The 18,584-nt window shown below is 67.9% G+C and carries 16 protein-coding genes; 10 read left to right on the plus strand and 6 right to left on the minus strand.

Going from position 1 to position 18,584, the window contains the following annotated elements; translation table 11 throughout:
* Positions 1-4: 4 nt before the first annotated feature.
* The 3 genes from sucB to RQG82_RS00090 all read right to left on the minus strand — a co-directional run bounded on the left by sucB (position 5) and on the right by RQG82_RS00090 (position 4,717).
* Positions 5-1,798: a 2-oxoglutarate dehydrogenase, E2 component, dihydrolipoamide succinyltransferase gene (sucB, locus tag RQG82_RS00080; protein ID WP_311257119.1), complete on the minus strand. Its 1,794-nt coding sequence runs from the start codon at positions 1,796-1,798 to the stop codon at positions 5-7.
* A gap of 67 nt (positions 1,799-1,865) precedes the next feature.
* Positions 1,866-3,239, minus strand: coding sequence for a dihydrolipoyl dehydrogenase (lpdA, locus tag RQG82_RS00085; protein WP_311257120.1), 1,374 nt, complete (start codon positions 3,237-3,239; stop codon positions 1,866-1,868).
* Between the two features lie 2 nt (positions 3,240-3,241).
* Complete coding sequence (locus tag RQG82_RS00090) at positions 3,242-4,717, minus strand: leucyl aminopeptidase (RefSeq protein ID WP_311257121.1); 1,476 nt, start codon at positions 4,715-4,717, stop codon at positions 3,242-3,244.
* A gap of 103 nt (positions 4,718-4,820) precedes the next feature.
* Here RQG82_RS00090 and RQG82_RS00095 point away from each other — a divergent pair, with 103 nt between their 5' ends.
* From RQG82_RS00095 to RQG82_RS00105, 3 genes are all read left to right on the plus strand, one after another.
* Positions 4,821-5,762, plus strand: a complete 942-nt coding sequence (locus RQG82_RS00095) for a PAC2 family protein (RefSeq protein ID WP_311257122.1) — start codon at positions 4,821-4,823, stop codon at positions 5,760-5,762.
* 167 nt (positions 5,763-5,929) lie between these two features.
* Positions 5,930-7,162 (plus strand): RNA polymerase sigma factor, encoded by a 1,233-nt coding sequence (locus tag RQG82_RS00100; RefSeq protein ID WP_042540194.1) that lies wholly within the window; start codon positions 5,930-5,932, stop codon positions 7,160-7,162.
* Positions 7,162-7,854 carry a coenzyme F420-0:L-glutamate ligase gene (locus RQG82_RS00105; RefSeq protein ID WP_311257786.1) on the plus strand — a complete coding sequence of 231 codons (693 nt, stop codon included), beginning with the start codon at positions 7,162-7,164 and terminating at the stop codon, positions 7,852-7,854. The genes RQG82_RS00100 and RQG82_RS00105 overlap by 1 nt, the downstream gene beginning before the upstream one ends.
* Before the next feature lie 77 nt (positions 7,855-7,931).
* Here RQG82_RS00105 and RQG82_RS00110 read toward each other — a convergent pair whose 3' ends face one another.
* Positions 7,932-8,948 (minus strand): sugar-transfer associated ATP-grasp domain-containing protein, encoded by a 1,017-nt coding sequence (locus tag RQG82_RS00110; RefSeq protein ID WP_311257123.1) that lies wholly within the window; start codon positions 8,946-8,948, stop codon positions 7,932-7,934.
* Positions 8,949-9,027: 79 nt separating this feature from the next.
* On the opposite strand from RQG82_RS00110, the gene RQG82_RS00115 reads away from it, so the two are divergent.
* Together RQG82_RS00115 and RQG82_RS00120 are read left to right on the plus strand one after the other, a co-directional pair.
* Entirely contained in the window at positions 9,028-9,735 is a 708-nt protein-coding gene (locus RQG82_RS00115) for an alanine racemase C-terminal domain-containing protein (RefSeq protein WP_311257124.1), read from the plus strand.
* Entirely contained in the window at positions 9,732-10,772 is a 1,041-nt protein-coding gene (locus RQG82_RS00120; RefSeq protein ID WP_311257125.1) for an alanine racemase, read from the plus strand. Before RQG82_RS00115 ends, RQG82_RS00120 begins: the two co-directional genes overlap by 4 nt.
* A gap of 54 nt (positions 10,773-10,826) precedes the next feature.
* Here RQG82_RS00120 and RQG82_RS00125 read toward each other — a convergent pair whose 3' ends face one another.
* Positions 10,827-11,039, minus strand: a complete 213-nt coding sequence (locus tag RQG82_RS00125) for a hypothetical protein (RefSeq protein ID WP_042540282.1) — start codon at positions 11,037-11,039, stop codon at positions 10,827-10,829.
* A gap of 181 nt (positions 11,040-11,220) precedes the next feature.
* On the opposite strand from RQG82_RS00125, the gene RQG82_RS00130 reads away from it, so the two are divergent.
* Complete coding sequence (locus RQG82_RS00130; RefSeq protein ID WP_396653528.1) at positions 11,221-13,323, plus strand: type IIA DNA topoisomerase subunit B; 2,103 nt, start codon at positions 11,221-11,223, stop codon at positions 13,321-13,323.
* 3 nt (positions 13,324-13,326) lie between these two features.
* Here the strand turns inward: RQG82_RS00130 and RQG82_RS00135 are convergent, their stop codons facing one another.
* A complete protein-coding gene (locus RQG82_RS00135) occupies positions 13,327-14,544 on the minus strand; it encodes a glycosyltransferase (RefSeq protein WP_311257126.1) in 1,218 nt (405 codons plus the stop codon).
* A 32-nt stretch (positions 14,545-14,576) separates the two neighbouring features.
* Here RQG82_RS00135 and RQG82_RS00140 point away from each other — a divergent pair, with 32 nt between their 5' ends.
* From RQG82_RS00140 to RQG82_RS00155, 4 genes are read left to right on the plus strand one after another with little or no spacing between them, the layout of a single operon-like run.
* Positions 14,577-15,566: an NAD(P)-dependent oxidoreductase gene (locus RQG82_RS00140; protein WP_311257127.1), complete on the plus strand. Its 990-nt coding sequence runs from the start codon at positions 14,577-14,579 to the stop codon at positions 15,564-15,566.
* Positions 15,563-16,360 (plus strand): MBL fold metallo-hydrolase, encoded by a 798-nt coding sequence (locus RQG82_RS00145; protein WP_311257128.1) that lies wholly within the window; start codon positions 15,563-15,565, stop codon positions 16,358-16,360. Before RQG82_RS00140 ends, RQG82_RS00145 begins: the two co-directional genes overlap by 4 nt.
* Entirely contained in the window at positions 16,360-17,652 is a 1,293-nt protein-coding gene (locus RQG82_RS00150; protein WP_311257129.1) for a F390 synthetase-related protein, read from the plus strand. The genes RQG82_RS00145 and RQG82_RS00150 overlap by 1 nt, the downstream gene beginning before the upstream one ends.
* The gene (locus RQG82_RS00155) at positions 17,646-18,581 is read left to right on the plus strand and encodes a 3-oxoacyl-ACP synthase III family protein (RefSeq protein ID WP_311257130.1); all 936 of its coding nucleotides are present in this window, start codon (positions 17,646-17,648) and stop codon (positions 18,579-18,581) included. Before RQG82_RS00150 ends, RQG82_RS00155 begins: the two co-directional genes overlap by 7 nt.
* The last annotated feature ends 3 nt before the right edge of the window (positions 18,582-18,584 follow it).

Genomic DNA, 18,584 nt, shown 5'->3' on the forward strand with positions numbered 1-18,584 from the left:
GTGGTCAGGCTCCGAGCTGAGCGGCGAACTGCGCCGACTCGAGGCGGGCCTTCACTGCGCCGAGGAAGCGGGCGGCGTCAGCTCCGTCGATGATGCGGTGGTCGTACGAGAGCGCGAGGTACACGTACGAGCGCACGGCGATGGCGTCCGAGCCGCCGACCTTGACCAGACCGGGGCGCTTGACCACCGTTCCGGTGCCGAGGATGGCCGACTGGGGGAGGAACACGACCGGAGTGTCGAACAGTGCACCACGCGAACCGGTGTTGGTCAGCGTGAACGTGCCACCGGCGAGCTCATCGGGCTTCAGCTTGTTGTCCCGCGTGCGAGCCGCGAGGTCGGCGATCTCATGCGCGATCTCGGCGATGTTCTTCGAAGCCGCGTCGCGCAGCACCGGAGTGAGCAGGCCGCGCTCGGTGTCCACGGCGATGGACACGTTCTCGGACGCAGGGTAGACGATCTGCTCGCCGTCGACCGTGGCGTTCACGATCGGGAAGGCGCGCAGCGCCTCCGCGGTGGCCAGGGCGAAGAACGGCAGGAACGACAGCTTGTCGCCCGTCTTCTCGAGGAACGAGGCCTTGACGCTGTCGCGGTACTCCGCAAGAGCGGTCACATCGACCTCGACGACCGTCGTGAGCTGAGCCGTCTGCTGCATCGACTCGACCGCACGCTTGGCGAGAACCTTGCGCAGGCGCGACATCGGCTGGGTGGTGCCGCGCAGCGGCGAGACCTCGAGCGGAGCGGGGGCAGCAGGAGCGGGAGCAGCAGCAGCGGCCGGTGCCGACGATGCGCTCTCGGCGGCCTTGAGGACGTCTTCCTTGCGGATGCGTCCTCCGACACCGGTGCCGGTGACGCTGGCGAGGTCGACGCCCTGCTGCGATGCCAGACGGCGCACGAGCGGGGTCACGTACAGGTTGTCGCTCTCGGTCGGGAGCGACAGCTTCTGCTCGGCCGGAGCCGAAGCGGCCGCGGCACCGCCGGTGGCCTGCTCCGGAGCCGCCTGTGCGGGGGCCGCCACGGGCGCCTCAGCGGCAGGCCGCTCTGCGGGCTTGTCGACGGGTGCCTCCGAGACGGATTCCTTCGCCTCAGGCGCTTCCGCAGGAGCCGGGGCAGCGGGCGCCTCGGCTGCGGCAGGCGCGGGTGCCTCTGCCGGTGCGGCCGCGGGGGCTGCTCCGGAGCCGACGCGGGCGAGCACAGCGCCCACCTCGACGGTCTCGTCTTCGGCTGCCACGATCTCCTGCAGCACGCCGGCGACGGGTGACGGGATCTCGGTGTCGACCTTGTCGGTCGAGATCTCGAGAAGAGCCTCGTCGACCTCGACGGTGTCGCCGATCTGCTTGAGCCAGCGCGTCACGGTGCCTTCGGTGACGCTCTCGCCGAGTTCGGGGAGAACGATGTCGGTGGCGTCGCCTGCGGGTGCGGCTGCGGGAGCCGCCTCGGCGGCGGCGGGCGCGGCAGCTTCGGGCTGTGCGGGAGCCTCGGCCTGCGGCGCGGCCGGCTCGACCGTCTCTTCTGCGGCGGGAGCAGCGGCCGCAGGAGCGTCCTCCGCCGGAGCAGCTGCGCTGCCGTCGCCGATGCGCGCGAGCAGCGCGCCGACCTCGATGGTCTCGTCCTCGGCGACGAGGATCTCCTCGATCACACCGGTGACAGGCGAGGGGATCTCGGTGTCGACCTTGTCGGTCGAGATCTCGAGCAGGCCCTCATCCGCCTGAACTGTGTCTCCCACCTGCTTGAGCCAGCGGGTGACGGTGCCCTCTGTGACGCTCTCGCCGAGAGGGGGGAGGACGACGGATGTGCTCATGACTGAGTCTCCTTCAGGAAGTTAAATGACGCGTGTCTAGCTTAGTGAACTGTTCACCGGTTGGTGTTCAGAGGGCGTGCAGCGGCTTTCCGGCCAGGGCGAGGAAGGCTTCTCCGAGTGCCTCGCTCTGCGTGGGATGCGCGTGGATCAGCGGAGCGATGTCCTCGGGGTGGGCTTCCCACGCGACGGCCAGCTGGCCCTCGGTGATGAGCTCGCCCACACGGTCGCCGAGCAGGTGGACGCCGATGACGGGGCCGTCTTTGAGCCGGACGACCTTCACGAGCCCGCCGGTGCCGATGATCTCGCTCTTGCCGTTCCCGGCGAGGTTGTACTCGTAGGCCACCACGGCATCGGCGCCGTGCTCGACGACGGCCGCTTCCTCCGTGACGCCGACGGAGGCGACCTCGGGGCTCGAGTAGGTGACCTTCGGGATCTGGATATCGGGGACGTTCGCGGGTGTGAGCCCGGCGATGCGTTCTGCGACCGCGATGCCCTGCTGGAATCCGCGGTGCGCGAGCTGCAGGCCGGGCGTGATGTCGCCGACGGCCCAGAGCCCGGGAACGCCGGTTCGGAGATCATCATCGACCGTGACGAAGCCGCGGTCGAGCGTGACCCCCGCCTCTTCGAAGCCGAGGTCGGCCGTGACGGGTCCGCGACCGACGGCGACGAGCAGGTAGTCCGCAGTGAACTCCTTGCCGTCTTCGAGCGTGACGGTGACCGAGCTGTCATCCTGAGCCGCGCTCTGGAAGCGGACGCCGAGGGAGTACTGGATTCCGCGGCGCCGGAATGCTCGCTCGAGACCCTTGCTCATCGCGATGTCCTCGTTCGGGACGAGATGCGGCAGCGCCTCGATGATCGTGACCTCGGTGCCGAACGAGCGCCACACGCTGGCGAACTCGACGCCGATGACGCCACCGCCGAGAACCAGCACGCGCTCGGGGATCACATCGAGCGACAGCGCCTGCTCGCTGGTGAGGATCCGGCCGCCGATCTCGAGTCCGGGAAGAGTCCGGCTGTACGAGCCTGTGGCGAGGACCACGTCTGTGCCGACGTACACGTCGTCGCCCACGCTCACCGAGCGGTCAGGGTTGAGGCGGCCGAAGCCCGCGACGGTGGTGATGCCTCGCGCCTTCACCAGGCCCTCGAGGCCCTTGTACTTCTTCGCGACGATTCCCTCGCGGTAAGCGCGGACACCAGCGGGATCGATGCCCTCCAGAGTCGCCGAGATGCCGACGTGCGCGGCATCTCGCACGTGCTCCGCGACCTCTGCCGCGTGCAGCAGAGCCTTCGTCGGGATGCAGCCGCGGTGCAGGCACGTGCCGCCGACCTTGTCCTTCTCGATGAGCGCGACGGATTTGCCGAGCTCGCTCGCACGCAGAGCCGCGGCGTATCCGCCGCTGCCTCCGCCCAGGACGACGATGTCGAAGGTGTGCGTGGTCATGGTCATGCCTCCTTGTGGGATGCTTCGGCGAACGCGATGATCGATCGGACCATCGCTCCTGTGGGGCCCTTGTCGGTGAAGCCGTACGGCGCACCGTTGTGCTCGCCGGAGCCGGCGATGTCGAGATGCACCCAGGGAATGCGGGGTGCATCCTTCTCGTCGGAGACTCGGCCGACGAAGCGGCGCAGGAAGAGCCCTGCGTACGAGGCCCCGCCCATGCGATCGCTCATGTTGGCGTTCTGCATGTCGGCGATGGGGGAGTCGAGTGAGTCCTCCATGTAAGCCGGGAGCGGCATGTGCCACGCCAGTTCGTCGGCGGCGTCGGTCGCGGCGAGGAACTCGGCGACCGCGTCGTCGTCACCGAACACGCCGGTGTGACGGTGGCCCAGGGCCATCACGATCGCGCCGGTGAGAGTCGCGACGTCGATGATGACGTCGGGGTTCTCGCGGCTGGCGGCCACGAGGCCGTCGGCCATGACCAGGCGGCCCTCGGCATCCGTGTTCGGAACCTCGACGGTCGTGCCGTCGAGGATGCGGATGACGTCGCCCGGACGCAGAGCCCGGCCCGACGGCATGTTGTCGGTGATGCAGAGCCAGGCGGTGACGTGCACGGGCAGGCCGAGGGCGGCGATCGCGCGCAGCGCGGCGACACTCGTCGCGGCGCCCGCCATGTCGAACTTCATGCCGACCATCGAGGCGGCCGGCTTGAGCGAGAGTCCGCCGGTGTCGAACGTGATGCCCTTGCCGACGAGGGCGATGTGGCGTGAGGCGTTCGCAGGTGCGTAGTCGAGTCGCACGAGGCGGGGCGGCCTGTCGGAGCCCTGACCGACGCCGAGGATGCCGCCGAAGCCCTGCTCGGCGAGGGCGTTCTCGACGAGGATCTCGACGGTGACGTCTGCGAGGCCTTCGACGCTGTCTGCCGCGCTCTGAGCGAGCTGGGCCGGGCTCTGCCATTCGGCGGGCACGAACACGAGGTCCTTGATCAGGGCCACTGCCTCACCGACGGCGATCGACCTCGAGAGAGCGGTGTCGTCGAGGTCTGCATGCAGCACGACCGACGACGCGCGGCTCTTGCCCGGGTCCTTGCGGTAGCCGTCGAAGCGGTAGCCGCCGAGCACTGCGCCGTCTGCCGCGGCGGCCGCGAAGCCTTCGAGGCCGGGGGCCAAGGCCACGGACACCGTCTCGAAGCCGGTCAACGAGCGGAGCGCGGCGCCCACGGCGTTGCGCACGCCCTGGGCGTCCGGCGTGCGCCCGACACCGACGACGGCGAACGGCAGCGTCGTGACCTCGGGTGCGTAAGCCCGGGTGAAGGCTGACGCCGAACCTGTGAAGCCGATGCCCTGCAGCGATTCGGCGAGTCCGGGGTAGCCGTTCAACGACTCCGTCGAGTCCGAGATCTCGGGGATGACGAGCACTGCGGCGTCTGCAGCGCTTCCGGGGAACTGATCTGAGGTGCGCGAGAGCGCGGGAAGCGTCATGACTCCATCCTAGGTTGGTCCCGCGTCCGGTCGCCGAGCGGGTGTTCGCTCTCAGCTTGAAGGTCACCGCCCGGCCGTCCGACGCTGCTCGTAGCATTGACTCATGCCCTTCTCCGGAGAGATCCATGAACGTGTAGCGAACGCGCCGGTCGTGCCGCGCGGACTGCCCCTTGTCCTGCTCCTCACCGGATTCACCGACGCGGGCAACGCGGTCTCGGGGCTCATCGAGCACCTCCGAGAGACGACATCTCCTCAGCCGATCGTGGTCTTCGACAATGACGTGCTGCTCGACTACCGCGCGCGTCGCCCGGTGATCTCCTTCGATCAGGACCACCTGACCGAGTTCCGCCCCGCACGGCTCGAACTGTCGCTCGCGACGGATGCCCTGGGTCAGAGGTTCCTCCTCCTCGCCGGTTACGAGCCGGACTTCGCATGGAACGAGTTCGCGCGCACCGTGCTCGAACTCGCCGACGAGTTCGAGGTGTCAGGGCTTAACTGGGTGCACTCGATCGCGATGCCTGTTCCGCACACCCGCCCCATCGGCACGACGGTGAGCGGCAACAGACGCGAGCTCACGGTCGCGCACTCTGTCTGGCGTCCGCGCACCCAGGTGCCGGCGACCGCAGGTCACCTCCTCGAGTTCCGCTTCGCCGAGCACGGCGATCGCGTCGTCGGCTTCGTGCTGCTGGTGCCGCACTATCTCGCCGAGACCGAGAACCCCGACGCCGTGATCGCGGCGGCAGAGAAGCTGATGGCGGCGACCGGCCTGGTGATCCTGCTCGACGAGGTGCAGGAGCGTCGCGAGGACTACCTCACCCGGGTCGACGATCAGGTGCTCGGCAACGACGAGCTGCAGCAGATGGTGCAGGGACTCGAGCGCCGTTACGACGCCTACATGGCCGGTCGCGACCCCGAGGACGGGTCGTACGACGAGGGCGGCTTCAACGAGCGCGACCTGCCGAGCGCTGACGAGCTGGCCGCAGAGCTCGAGCGCTATCTCGCCTCACGCCCCAGCGGCGACGAGGACAAGCCGGGGCGCGGCTGACATCTCAGGCGCGAACTTCGACGGATTGCACCTGCATGCCCACACGTGTGCGATACTAGGACTCTGACCCGTTGTCAATCGATCTTTCCGGAGATTGGACTTGACAAGGGTCTTACTAGTGTCCGAAATGCTCCGGGGCCTTCGAGCGGCCCCGTGAAAGGCGAAACGTGACTCCTGCCACGACGAAGAAGACCCGGACGAAGAAGACCGCCGACGCTCCCGAGGTCGACGCTCCCGTCGAGGAGGCGGCTGAGAAGCCGGCCCCCAAGACGGCAGCGCAGCGGGCCGCCGCTAAGCGCGCGCCCGCGAAGAAGAAGAAGGCCGAAGACATCGTCGAAGACGACGAGACTCCTCCCGCCGCAGAGCCCGACGAGGACGACGAGGACTCGAAGCCCAAGTTCACCGAGCCTCTGCCGACCGGTGCCATCGTCATCTCGTCGAACGACGACGAAGACGTGCCCGTCTACTCGACGCAGATCACCGGCGCGACCGCCGACCCTGTCAAGGACTACCTGAAGCAGATCGGAAAGGTCGCCCTGCTGAACGCGGCCGAAGAGGTCGAGCTCGCGATGCGCATCGAGGCCGGCCTGTTCGCCGAGGAGAAGCTCTCCACGATGACGGCCGCCGAGAAGGCCAGCCAGCTCGGACTCGACCTGCAGTGGGTCGCCCGTGACGGCCAGCGCGCGAAGAGCCACCTGCTCGGTGCGAACCTGCGTCTCGTCGTCTCTCTCGCCAAGCGCTACACCGGTCGCGGCATGCAGTTCCTGGATCTGATCCAGGAGGGCAACCTCGGTCTGATCCGCGCGGTCGAGAAGTTCGACTACACCAAGGGCTTCAAGTTCTCGACGTATGCCACCTGGTGGATCCGTCAGGCGATCACCCGCGCCATGGCCGACCAGGCCCGCACCATCCGCATCCCGGTGCACATGGTCGAGGTCATCAACAAGCTGGCCCGTGTGCAGCGCCAGATGCTGCAGGACCTGGGTCGCGAACCCACGCCTGAAGAGCTCAGCCGGGAGCTGGACATGACGCCCGAGAAGGTCGTCGAGGTCCAGAAGTACGGTCGCGAGCCGATCTCCCTGCACACTCCGCTCGGTGAAGACGGCGACAGCGAGTTCGGTGACCTCATCGAGGACACCGAGGCCGTGGTCCCGGCCGACGCCGTGGGCTTCACGATGCTGCAGCGTCAGCTCGAGCAGCTGCTCGACTCGCTGTCCGAGCGCGAGGCCGGAGTCATCCGGATGCGCTTCGGACTCGGCGACGGACAGCCCAAGACACTCGACCAGATCGGTGACACGTTCGGCGTGACGCGTGAGCGCATCCGCCAGATCGAGTCGAAGACGATGGCGAAGCTGCGCCACCCGAGCCGCTCGCAGTCGCTGCGGGACTACCTCGAGTGATGCAGGCGAACGAGGGCAAAGCGCTCGAGGCGAGCGTCGACGGCAAGAGCTACGCGCGCATCCCGCTGCGGACGCGCGTCGTCATGCCGAATGACGACCTCGATTCGGTCGTCATGGAGTATGCGAAGGATGCGGTGCAGCCGGGCGACCTGCTGTTCGTGACCGAAAAGATCGTCGCGATCACGCAGGGCCGGTCTTACCGGCTCGACGAGATCTCGCCGCGGCCTCTCGCGCGCTTCCTCTCGCGATACGTCGTGCGCACCTCCTACGGCATCGGCCTCGGAATGCCCGAGACCATGGAGATGGCGCTGCGCGAGTGCGGCACCCTGAGGATCCTGTTCGCGGCCGGCGTCTCGGTCATCACCAAGGCCTTCGGCCGCCGTGGCGACTTCTATCGCATCGCCGGCGACAAGGCGCGCGCGATCGACGGTCCGACGAAGAACACGATCCCGCCGTACAACCAGGCGGTCGTGCTCGGCCCGAAGAACCCGCGCGAGGTCGCCGCGCGTCTGAAGAAGATGCTCGGCGGAGACCTCGAGGTGGCTGTCGTCGACATCAACGACATCGGCGGCAACATCCTCGGTTCGACGCTCGACAAGTCGGGCGAGCGTCGGCTCGTCCAGATCCTCGGCGACAATCCGCTCGGACAGGCGACGCAGTCGACGCCCATGGGCATCGTCCGCGAGGTCTGACCGCGCCGCGACTCACCCGTCACAGCAAGAAGGCCCGGATGCTCAGCATCCGGGCCTTCTTCGTGTCTGTCGCGCGGTCAGAAGCCGATCGCGGCCTGGTAGTGCGGCTTGTGTCCGGTGCGGATCCCGGTGACGCTCGGCTTGTTCTCGTAGACGCCGGCGCCCCAGTTGCCCTCGACCAGAACAGGACCGTCGGGGGTGACGACGACATCCCAGCCGACGTACTGGACCTGCGGCACGACGCGAGCCACCTGATCCACGAACTCGCGGACCTCATCCATCATGGGCAGCTGGAAGTCGGCGATCGGGAAGCCGGAGTCCGGGTGCGTGACGTGCACGTGACCGTGCGAGTCGTATCCGGAGCCCACCGAGTGACCGCTCTCGTCGAGCATCGTGTAGAAGCCGCCGAAGCTCATCTGGTCGCTCACCGCGCCGCGTCCGAACTTCTGAGCCATCGCGAGGATGTGCGTCTTCTCGCCATCGAAGAAGGCGGTGATGCGCGTGGTGTTGACGGTGCCGGGGCAGACGGCAGCGAGGTCGGCGTGCTGGCGGATGACCTCTTCGACGAGAACCTGCTTCTTCGAGAGGAGCTCGGCGTGGAACGCGTCCCAATCGGTGACATCGGCGGCGTGATAGCGGTGCACGCCGGTGCCTGCCTGCCCGTGCGTCTCTTTGACGACGATCGTGCCCTGGCGCTCGGTGAAGTCACGCAGCTCGTCGGCGTTGCCCTCGGTGATGAGCATCCACTCGCGCTTGAGGAAGGCGTCGAAGACGGCGTTGAACTCCGCCTTGTCGTGGAAGAGGTGACGATAGTCCGGGTGGTCGTACTTCTGCGAGATCTCGTTCGACACCGGGTGGGTCATGAACGTGTCGCGCTCCGCCTTGGTGAGGATCGCGAAGTCGTAGTCGATGTAGTCCTGGAACCCGACGTTGTGACGCCCGGCAGACCACAGCATGTCGACGACCACGAGCGGCACGGCCTTGCCATGCTGAGATGACGCCTCTTTCGCCCGCTCGATGACCGAGGCGACGTCGATGCGGCGGGCACGCGCCAGCAGATAGCGGACGCGGGGCACGGGGGAAAAGCGTGACATGGATCTCCAAGGTCGGGGTCCCCTCCAGTCTACGGTGGGGGCGCAGGGCATCCTGAGAAGGCGGAGCTAGGCTGGAAACGTGTGTGAGAAGACATCGAGCTCCCGCCCGCGCGCGATGATCTCGCGGTCGGCGCTGGCGGCCGCATCCGCTGCCGCCGTCGCCGCCGGGGGTCGCGTGGCCGACCTTCGCCGAGATGCCTGGGGGCACGGAGTGCTCGCTGTCGCACACGCCGTCGTCGCGGCCGGCGCGACCGCCGTGCGGGTCGACTTCGCCGCGGAGGCGGAGGCGCTGGCGCTCGAGGGCATCGACGCGGTGACCGACGGCGCACCCGACATCGACCCGTTCCTGCTCTACGGACTGCCCGACCCCGACGGAACGCTGCGCACGAGGCCCGTGATGCGTCTGGTCGGCAGAGTGCTCTCGACCAAGCCGCTCACAGCCGGAGACGCGGTCTCGTACGGCTACACGCATCGAGCGACGCGCGATACGACTGCCGCACTGGTGACCGGCGGATACGCGCAGGGGATCGTCCGCGCTCTGGGCAATGCCGCCCACGTCGAGATCGACGGCGTGCAGCGTCCGATCATCGGGCGTGTCGCGATGGACGTCTGCGTGATCGATCTGCAGGGGTCAGACGCCGTCGCCCCCGGAGCAGACGCGACCTATTTCGGAGGGGGCGGTCCTGCCGCTCCCGGCCTGGCGAGGTGGGGTGAGGTGACAGGACTCACGATCGCCGAACTCGTCACCGTCGCGGGCTCCCATGCGGAACGGGGGTGGGAGGCATGAGTCGACCCGAGCTGCGCGTCGACACCGACCGGTTCCGGTCGAACATCAGCGCCGTGCGTGATCGCATCGCTCCGTCGGCGCTGATGATCGTGCTCAAGGACGACGCCTACGGTCACGGTCTTCGCTGGGCCGTGGAGGCCGCGAAGGCGATGGGCATCGAGTGGTACGGCGCGTACGACGTCCGCAGCGGCGTCGAGACCCGGCGCGTGCTGGGTGACGCCGGACGGATCTTCGCCTGGGCCACCTCGACTGATGACGAGGTCGACGAAGCACTGCGTGCACGCATCGACCTGGGCGTCGGATCAGCGGAGTACCTGGCGCGCATCACGGCCATGGCGGCGCGACGCGGAGTGCGGGCGCGGATCCACCTGAAGATCGACACCGGACTGCACCGCAACGGTCTGCTTCCGGCTGAGTGGGACCGCACCATCGCCGATGTGCGCGCGGGTGAGGCTACAGGGCACCTGCAGCTCGTGGGCATCTGGAGCCATCTCGCCGAGGCGAGCGATCACGAGGACGACGAAGCGCAGAATCTGTTCCTCGACGCCGTGCGCGTGGCGGAGCAGTCGGGCTCGACACCCGAGGCGCTGCACCTGACGGCATCCGCCGCGTCCTGGTGGCGCCCCGAGCTTCGCGGTTCGGTGTCGCGGATCGGAGCGTTCTGCTACGGCGTCCGCTCGGCCGATGGCCCGGAGCTCGCGGGGGTGACACCGGTCGCGGAACTCACGGCGACGGTCGTCGACACCGTCGACGGGAACGCCGTGGTGGGCATCGGCGCTTTCGATGGCATTCCGTCGACCTTGGCAGGGGCCGGAGTCGGCACCCCCGCTGGAGCTCGCGAGCTTCTGCGCATCGACGCGACGACCTCGATGGTCGAGGGGTGGCCGGGAATGCGGCTCGGCGACTCGGTATGGGTGTTCGGCGCGGGGGAGCATGGTGAGTCGAGCGCGACGACCCTCGCCGAGCGCATCGACACCGTCGGTGAGGAGATCCTCACCAGGCTCACCGCTCGCGTCCGACGGGTCAGCACGCCTTAACGAATGCGGAGCCCGTCATATGACGGGCTCCGAGGCGGATCAGACCGCAGCTGATCAGTCGATCAGGCGAGCGGTCTCGTCGTGCCAGCTCGTTGCGATGCTGCGGAGCTTCTCTTCGTACTTGCGTCCGTGGTGGGCGCAGAAGAGGAGTTCGGAGCCGTTGACCTCGGCGGCGATGTAGGCCTGAGCGCCACACGAATCACAGCGATCCATAGCGGTCAGGCGGAACTCGACGGCGGAGGTCTCACGTTCGGTCGTTGCGTTCATCACGGTGCCTCCTTGAGTGTCGGGTTCGCTGGTTGGGCGTGTTCAATACAACCACGCTGACGCTGTATGCATGCCCGGTTTGCGGCGTGTTTCGCTCAGCGCGTACGCTCAGGCTCCTAGTAAGGGGTCGCGGGGAGTGTCTGCGGCTTCAGCCGGGGCATCGCGAATAGACTCGGAGATTGTGACCGCCGAGTATTCCGCCCATCATCTCCAGGTGCTCGAAGGGCTCGAGGCCGTCCGCAAGCGTCCCGGTATGTACATCGGTTCGAACGGATCCCCGGGCCTGATGCACTGCCTCTGGGAGATCATCGATAACGCCGTCGACGAGGCCGTCGCGGGCAACGGCTCGAAGATCGACATCATCCTGCACGACGACGGCAGTGTCGAGGTGCACGACACCGGCCGAGGGATCCCCGTCGATGTCGAGCCGCGCACCGGCTTGACCGGCGTCGAGGTGGTCTTCACGAAGCTGCATGCCGGCGGAAAGTTCGGCGGCGGGTCGTACGCGGCATCCGGCGGTCTGCACGGTGTCGGAGCCTCTGTGGTCAACGCCCTCTCCGAGCGCCTCGACGTCGAGGTCGACCGCGGCGGCAAGACCTACGCCATGTCGTTCCATCGCGGCGAGCCAGGACTCTTCGCCGACAAGGGCGAGAAGCGGCCGGACGCCCCGTTCACGCCGTTCCGGGACAAGAGCGAGCTGCGGGTGGTCGGCAAGGCACCTCGCGGCACGAGCGGCACCCGAATCCGCTACTGGGCGGACCATCAGATCTTCACCAAGGACGCCGCATTCCAGCTCACGGAGCTGGTGACGCGGGCGCGCCAGACCGCCTTCCTCGTGCCGGGGCTGGAGCTGGTGATCCGCGATGAGCGCGCGGCCAACGGCTCGGAGGTCGAGGGGCAGCCCATCGAGACCTCCTACCGCTACGACGGCGGCATCTCGGAGTTCGTCGAGTACCTCGCGAACGATGCACCCGTCACCGACACCTGGCGCATTCAGGGCGAGGGCACATTCAAGGAGACCGTTCCGGTTCTGCAGGCCGACGGTCACATGATCGCGACCGAGGTCGAACGAGTCTGCGCTGTCGACATCGCGATGCGGTGGGGAACGGGCTACGACACGACGACCCGTTCGTTCGTCAACATCATCTCCACGCCCAAGGGCGGCACCCACAACCAGGGCTTCGAGCAGGAGCTGCTCAAGGTTCTCAGGGCTCAGGTCGAGCAGAACGCCCGGCGGCTGAAGGTCGGCAGCAACGACAAGCTCGAGAAGGACGACGTGCTCGCGGGGCTGACCGCGGTGCTCACGGTGAACGTGCCAGAGCCGCAGTTCGAAGGGCAGACCAAAGAGGTGCTCGGCACCCCGGCCGTGCGCCAGATCGTCGCCCAGGTGCTGCGCAAGGACCTCGCTGCCCGGTTCAGCTCGACCAAGCGCGACGACAAGAGCCAGGCGACGCAGCTGCTCGACAAGGTCGTCGCCGAGATGAAGGCTCGGGTCTCTGCGCGAGCTCACAAAGAGACCCAGCGGCGCAAGAACGCCCTCGAGTCGTCGACGCTTCCGACCAAGCTGGTCGACTGCCGCACCAACGAGGTCGAGCGCAGCGAGCTGTTCATCGTCGAGGGCGACTCCGCTCTCGGCACCGCGAAGAACGCCCGCAACAGCGAGTTCCAGGCGCTGCTGCCGATCCGCGGCAAGATCCTCAACGTGCAGAAGGCGTCGGTGGGCGACATGCTCTCCAACGCCGAGTGCGCCTCGATCATCCAGGTGATCGGCGCGGGCTCCGGGCGCAGCTTCGACATCGACGCCGCTCGGTACGGCAAGGTGATCCTGATGAGCGACGCGGATGTCGACGGCGCGCACATCCGCACGCTGCTGCTCACGCTGTTCTACCGGTACATGCGTCCGCTCATCGAGCACGGTCGCGTGTTCGCCGCTGTGCCTCCGCTGCACCGTGTGATCGTGATGAACCCGGGTTCCAAGCCCAACGAGACGATCTACACCTACAGCGAGCAGGAGATGCACGCGCTGCTCGCGAAACTCCGCAAGTCGGGCAAGCGCTGGCATGAGCCGATCCAGCGTTACAAGGGACTCGGCGAGATGGACGCGGAGCAGCTCGCCACCACCACCATGGATCGTGGCGGACGCCTGCTGCGCCGCGTGCGCATGGAGGATGCCGAGGCCGCCGGCCGCGTCTTCGAGCTGCTGATGGGCAACGAGGTCGCACCCCGTCGCGAGTTCATCATCGAATCGTCCGACCGGCTCTCGCGCGAATCCATCGACGCCTGAGCGTCAGCGCTTCATGGCCAGGGCGGCTCGATAGACGTCCAGCAGTGCGTCTCGGTGGGTGTCCTGAGCGACTCGCTCACGATGAGCGATCGCGGCCGCGCTCATCAGCGTGAGCCGCGCAGGATCGTCGCGCAACTCTCGGATCGCGGCCGCCAGACCCTCGGCATCCGGGGTTCGGGTGACGACCCCGCCGCCGTCGGGCAGCATCTCGGCGAGATCCGGATCCGTGACGATCACCGGCAGGCCCGAGGCGATCCCCTCGAGGATCACCATCGGCTGATTGTCGAAGTCGAGAGAACTCGACACCAGCACGTGAGCGTCCCGCATCCCCTCGAGCACGCGCGATTGGGCGACGCCGCCGTGCACGGTGAGCCGGCCCGCAACCATGCCGGCTGATGCCGCGGCGACACGACGTCTGGCCACGCCGTCTCCGAACATCTCGGCTCGGATGCCGGAGACCTGTCTCACCGCATCGACGAAGACCTCAGGGCGTTTCTCGGGCGAGAGTCTGCCGCACCACACCACCCGAAGAGGCTCTGCGGGGTCGAGGGTGCGCGGCGGGGGAGCGCCGACTTCGTCGAGCACCGTCGCCTCCAGTCCGTTCGAGAGCACGGTGAGAGGCGTTCGCACACCCTGAGCCGAGAGCTTCGCCGCGAAGTGCGCCGAGGGCACGATGACCTGATCGGCGTGATTCGCCTGGCTGACCATCAGTCGCCACATGCTCCGTGCCGCACGCGTCTGCGCATACGGCGCGCTGCTGGCGACCGCCGCACCTTCGTGGCTCATGCGGCGGCGGTGCATGGTCGCGAGCAGTGCTGTCGTGATCGAGGGCAACGGCAGCACGGAGCGGGTGTAGACGTCGATGCGCCCGTGCATGGTCTGCACGACCGGCAGGCCGAGAGTTTTCGCGGCTTCGAAACCTCCCAGCGCTGCGAACATCTCGGTGTGCACGTGGACGATGTCGACCCCGCGCGAGCGCAGATCCTCGGTGAGCGCCGCCGCCACGGCGGAGGGGGTCCACGCGAACGGGTAGCCATCCGGTGCGAAGCCTCGAGCGGTCGGGAGGCGCACGACATGCGGGTCATCGCTGGACTCGGCCAGGGGCGCGAACACGAAGACCTCGTGTCCGGCGTGCGCGAGCGCCTCTCTGTGCGCCTTGATGACGGTCTGCACGCCGCCGAGCGTGGGCAGGTAGTAGTCGGTGACCATGGCGATGCGCACTCGACCACAATAGGACGACTATCGTGATGAGCATGTCCGGAGCCCGTGTGCTGGTGACGGGGGCGAGCGGGTTCCTCGGCGGCTACGTCGTGCCCGAGCTGCAGAGACACGGATACGAGGTCTTCGCCGCCGGTCGCAACGAGCAGGCACTGGAGCGGGTCGCCGACCAAGGTCACCGCGTGCCCGGCGATCTGGCGTCGCTCCGCACACGGGACCTCCCCGTGGACGCCGTGATCCATTGCGCCGCACTGTCGGCTCCCTGGGGGCGCTGGAGGGACTTCCGCGAGGCGAACGTCGACGGCACCGATCACGTCGTCGAGTTCGCCCGTCGCAATCGTGTGCGCCGGGTGGTGCATGTGTCGTCTCCCAGCGTGTACGCCGCACCTCGGGACCGCATCGGCATCCGCGAACCCGACGTCGATCGCTCCAATCGACTGAACGGCTACATCCGCTCGAAGATCGCCGCCGAGGATCTGCTGCTCGACGCGTTGGACAGCGGCACGATCGCAGAGCTCGTCATCGTGCGTCCGCGCGGCCTGATCGGCCTGGGCGACCCGAGCCTCGTGCCCCGACTCCTCGACGTTCACGCGCGCATCGGCGTGCCGGTCTTCGACGGCGGCGAGAACCTCATCGACGTCACGGCCGTCGAGAACGTCGCCTCGGCGCTGCGCCTCGCGCTGACCCGAGGAGATGCCGCGGGCGGGGTGTACAACATCACCAACGACGACCCGCGTCGCTTCCGCGAGCTGCTCACGATCCTTCTCGAGCGGATGGGGGAGACCCCGCGGTTCCGCCCGATGAACCGGCGGGTGGCCTGGGCCATGGCAACTGTGCTGGAGGGCGTCTGCTCGGTGCTGCCGTGGCGGCCCGAGCCGCCGCTCACCCGCTACACGCTCAGCACGATCGCGTACTCGCAGACACTCGACATCACGCGTGCGAAGACGGAGCTCGGATACCGCCCCGAGGTGTCGCTCGATGACGCACTCGCCGGCGTGGCCGCGCACCTGAGAGAGAACGCGTGACAGGCCGCCTCCGCCACTACGTCTGCGGCAGCACCTCGCATGACGTCGGCGCGATGTTCCGCGGTGCACCGCACGGTGTGCGCGAGTTCCCCTCCGGCGTGTTCCTGTACGACGCAGCGGACGGACGGCGCGTGCTCTTCGACACCGGCTATGCGACGGGAGAGTGGCACACCGGCTGGCGCGGTGCCGTCTACCGACGCCTCCTTCCTCCGACCGTCCGGGACGTCGACGATGTGGCCGCCCGCCTCCGCGCAGACGGCGTCGACCCGGCATCCGTCACGCATGTCGTGCTGTCCCACCTGCATCCGGACCACGTCGGCGGAGTCCGTCGATTCCCTCATGCCACGTTCGTGCTGAGCGCGGGGCACCAGCGCACGCTGTCGGCTCCGCCTCTGCGGGCGGGGGTGCTCACCGGGCTGTTCCCGACGTGGTTCTCGGATGTCGAGCGGATCGTGATCGCCGAGGATGCCTTCTCCGCCGTCGAGGTCGGCGGCATCGCTCTGCGCGCTCACGATCTTCTCGGCGACGGCTCGTACCTCGTGGTCGATCTGCCCGGCCATGCCGACGGACACCTCGGCGCGCTGATCGAGCGCCGCGTCCTGCTCGCGGGTGATGCGGCGTGGGGGAGCGACCTCATCCACGCCTCCGGGAATCTGAAGGCCCTGCCCCGGGCCGTCCAGCACGATGCGGATCGATACGCCGCCACGGCACGGAGCCTCGGCGAGCTCGCAGCAGCCGGCATCCGCGTGATCTGCAGCCATGATCCGCTTGAGGCGAAGGAGCTGTTGAGCTGATGTCGAAGCTCAGCATCCTGCGCGAGTTCGCCGCGGTGCGGTGGCTGCGGCCATTGCGCACTCGGGCTGCGATCGAGCGGCGTCAGAGGCGCCTGCTGCGTTCGCACCTGAGATTCCTGCGACGACGGTCGCCCTACTTCCGCGACCTTCTCGCGACGCGCTCGTTCTCGGAACTGCCGCTCATGGACAAGAGCATCATGATGAGTCGCTTCGACGAGATCAACACCGTCGGGGTGGGCAAGGACGAGGCACTCGCGCTGGCGATCGCGAACGAGCGCTCTCGCGACTTCGATGCGGACCTGGGCTCGAACTCAGTCGGCCTCTCGAGCGGCACCAGCGGCCACCGCGGCCTCTTCGTGGTCGGCAGCGCCGAACGCGATGCCTGGGTGGGAACCGTGCTCGCCCGCACTCTCCCTCGCGGCACGCTCTTCGGACATCGGATCGCGCTGTTCCTCCGAGCGGACAACAGTCTGTACGAGTCGGTCGGATCGCGGGCGGTCTCGTTCCGCTACTTCGACGTCTACGCCGACATGGACGACAACATCGCCCGGCTGCGGGAGTACCGACCGACCATCCTCGTCGCTCCGCCGTCGGTGCTGAGACTGATCGCACGTGCGGCCGACGCCGGTGCGTTCGACGTCGTGCCGCAGCGGGTGTACTCGGTGGCCGAGGTGCTCGAGATCGCCGACGAAAAGCGCATCACGGCCTCACTCGGTCAGCCTTTTCTGCACCAGCTGTATCAGTGCACCGAGGGATTCCTCGCGCACACCTGCGAGCACGGTGTGATCCATCTGAACGAAGACAACATCCTGGTCGAGCGCGAGGCACTGGATGCTGAGAGGTTCACGCCGATCGTGACGGACCTGCGCCGCCGCGCGCAGCCGATCGTGCGGTATCGGCTCGGCGACGTCCTCCGCCAGCGGACTCGACCGTGTCCCTGCGGCAGCGCGCTCACGGCGATCGAGCGCATCGAGGGACGGGAGGGCGACACGCTGGTCTTCCGGTCGCTCGACGGCCGCAGCATCCCCGTCTTCGCCGATGTGATCACTCGCGCCCTGCTCTATGCCGACGGCTTCGACGACTACCGCATCACCCAGATCGGCGAGTCGCGACTGCAGATCGGGCTCGACACCCGCGACGATCGATCGCGGCGTCTCGTCGAAGACGAGGTGCATGCGCTGGCCGACCGGCTCGGATGCGAGCGGCCCGACGTCACGTTCGTCGACTATGTGAGCGACGGGTCCGTGAAGCTGCGACGCGTGGTGCAGGAATGGGGGGACCGGAGATGGTGAAGAACTGCGAGATCGTGGGATGGGGGACGTCTCTGCCGTCGCGCGTCGTCCGATTCGGCGACGAGACGCGGTACCGCATCGACGACGACGTGTCTCACCTCGACATGCTGGCCGAGGCGTGCGAGCGGGCGCTCGTGCACGCGGGCATCACGGCGGACGGCGTCGACCTCGTCCTGGGTGCGTCGGCCGCCGGGATCCAGCCGATTCCGTGCACGGCCGCACTCGTGCTGGAGAAGCTCACGCTCACCGGGCACGCTGCGGCCTTCGACGTGAACTCGACCTGCACGAGCTTCATCACGGCTCTGGACATCGCCTCGCGTTATCTCGATGCCGGCGATCATGAGACGATCCTCGTCTTCGCGGGCGACGTCGGCACGCGGTTCCTGAATCCGGAGCAGCGGGAGAGCTTCGAGCTGTTCAGCGATGCCGGCGCGGCCGTCGTGCTGCGCCGTTCCGCCGACCCCGACAGGGGAGTCATCGCCAGCGCTCAGCGCACCTGGCCCGCGTACGCGCACGACACGGAGATCAGGGGAGGGCTGTCGGGATCGCCCGCGCAGGCCTATGCAGCGGGAGACCCCGCCGACTACCTCTTCGACATGAACGGGCGCCGAGCGCTGCTGGGGATGATGCGCGTGCTCCCCGAGTTCTTCGAGTCGTTTCATCGAGGATCGGGAATCTCGCACGACGATGTGGCGCTCTGGGTTCCCCACCAGGCGTCTGCGGCGCTCGGACCGATGCTCGACCGCCTCGGGATCCCCGCCGACCGTCGGATCGACGAAGTGCGAGAGTTCGGCAACATGGTCTCGTCGTCCGTGCCGTTCATGCTCGCCCGCGCACTCGAGAGCGGCCGTGTCGGAGCGGGCGACACCGTGATCCTGTGCGGCACGGCTGCCGGACTCACCGCCAACATCCTCGCCCTCCGACTCTGAGTC

Origin of the sequence: Microbacterium sp. WCS2018Hpa-9 (assembly GCF_031843745.1) — a bacterium.
GTDB lineage: Bacteria > Actinomycetota > Actinomycetes > Actinomycetales > Microbacteriaceae > Microbacterium.

Bases quoted from the DNA above. Each gene is read 5' to 3' on its own strand.
- sucB (WP_311257119.1), bottom strand. From the start codon at position 1,798: ATGAGCACATCCGTCGTCCTCCCCCCTCTCGGCGAGAGCGTCACAGAG.
- lpdA (WP_311257120.1), bottom strand. From the start codon at position 3,239: ATGACCACGCACACCTTCGACATCGTCGTCCTGGGCGGAGGCAGCGGC.
- RQG82_RS00090 (WP_311257121.1), bottom strand. From the start codon at position 4,717: ATGACGCTTCCCGCGCTCTCGCGCACCTCAGATCAGTTCCCCGGAAGC.
- RQG82_RS00095 (WP_311257122.1), top strand. From the start codon at position 4,821: ATGCCCTTCTCCGGAGAGATCCATGAACGTGTAGCGAACGCGCCGGTC.
- RQG82_RS00105 (WP_311257786.1), top strand. From the start codon at position 7,162: ATGCAGGCGAACGAGGGCAAAGCGCTCGAGGCGAGCGTCGACGGCAAG.
- RQG82_RS00110 (WP_311257123.1), bottom strand. From the start codon at position 8,948: ATGTCACGCTTTTCCCCCGTGCCCCGCGTCCGCTATCTGCTGGCGCGT.
- RQG82_RS00120 (WP_311257125.1), top strand. From the start codon at position 9,732: ATGAGTCGACCCGAGCTGCGCGTCGACACCGACCGGTTCCGGTCGAAC.
- RQG82_RS00125 (WP_042540282.1), bottom strand. From the start codon at position 11,039: ATGAACGCAACGACCGAACGTGAGACCTCCGCCGTCGAGTTCCGCCTG.
- RQG82_RS00140 (WP_311257127.1), top strand. From the start codon at position 14,577: ATGTCCGGAGCCCGTGTGCTGGTGACGGGGGCGAGCGGGTTCCTCGGC.
- RQG82_RS00150 (WP_311257129.1), top strand. From the start codon at position 16,360: ATGTCGAAGCTCAGCATCCTGCGCGAGTTCGCCGCGGTGCGGTGGCTG.
- RQG82_RS00155 (WP_311257130.1), top strand. From the start codon at position 17,646: ATGGTGAAGAACTGCGAGATCGTGGGATGGGGGACGTCTCTGCCGTCG.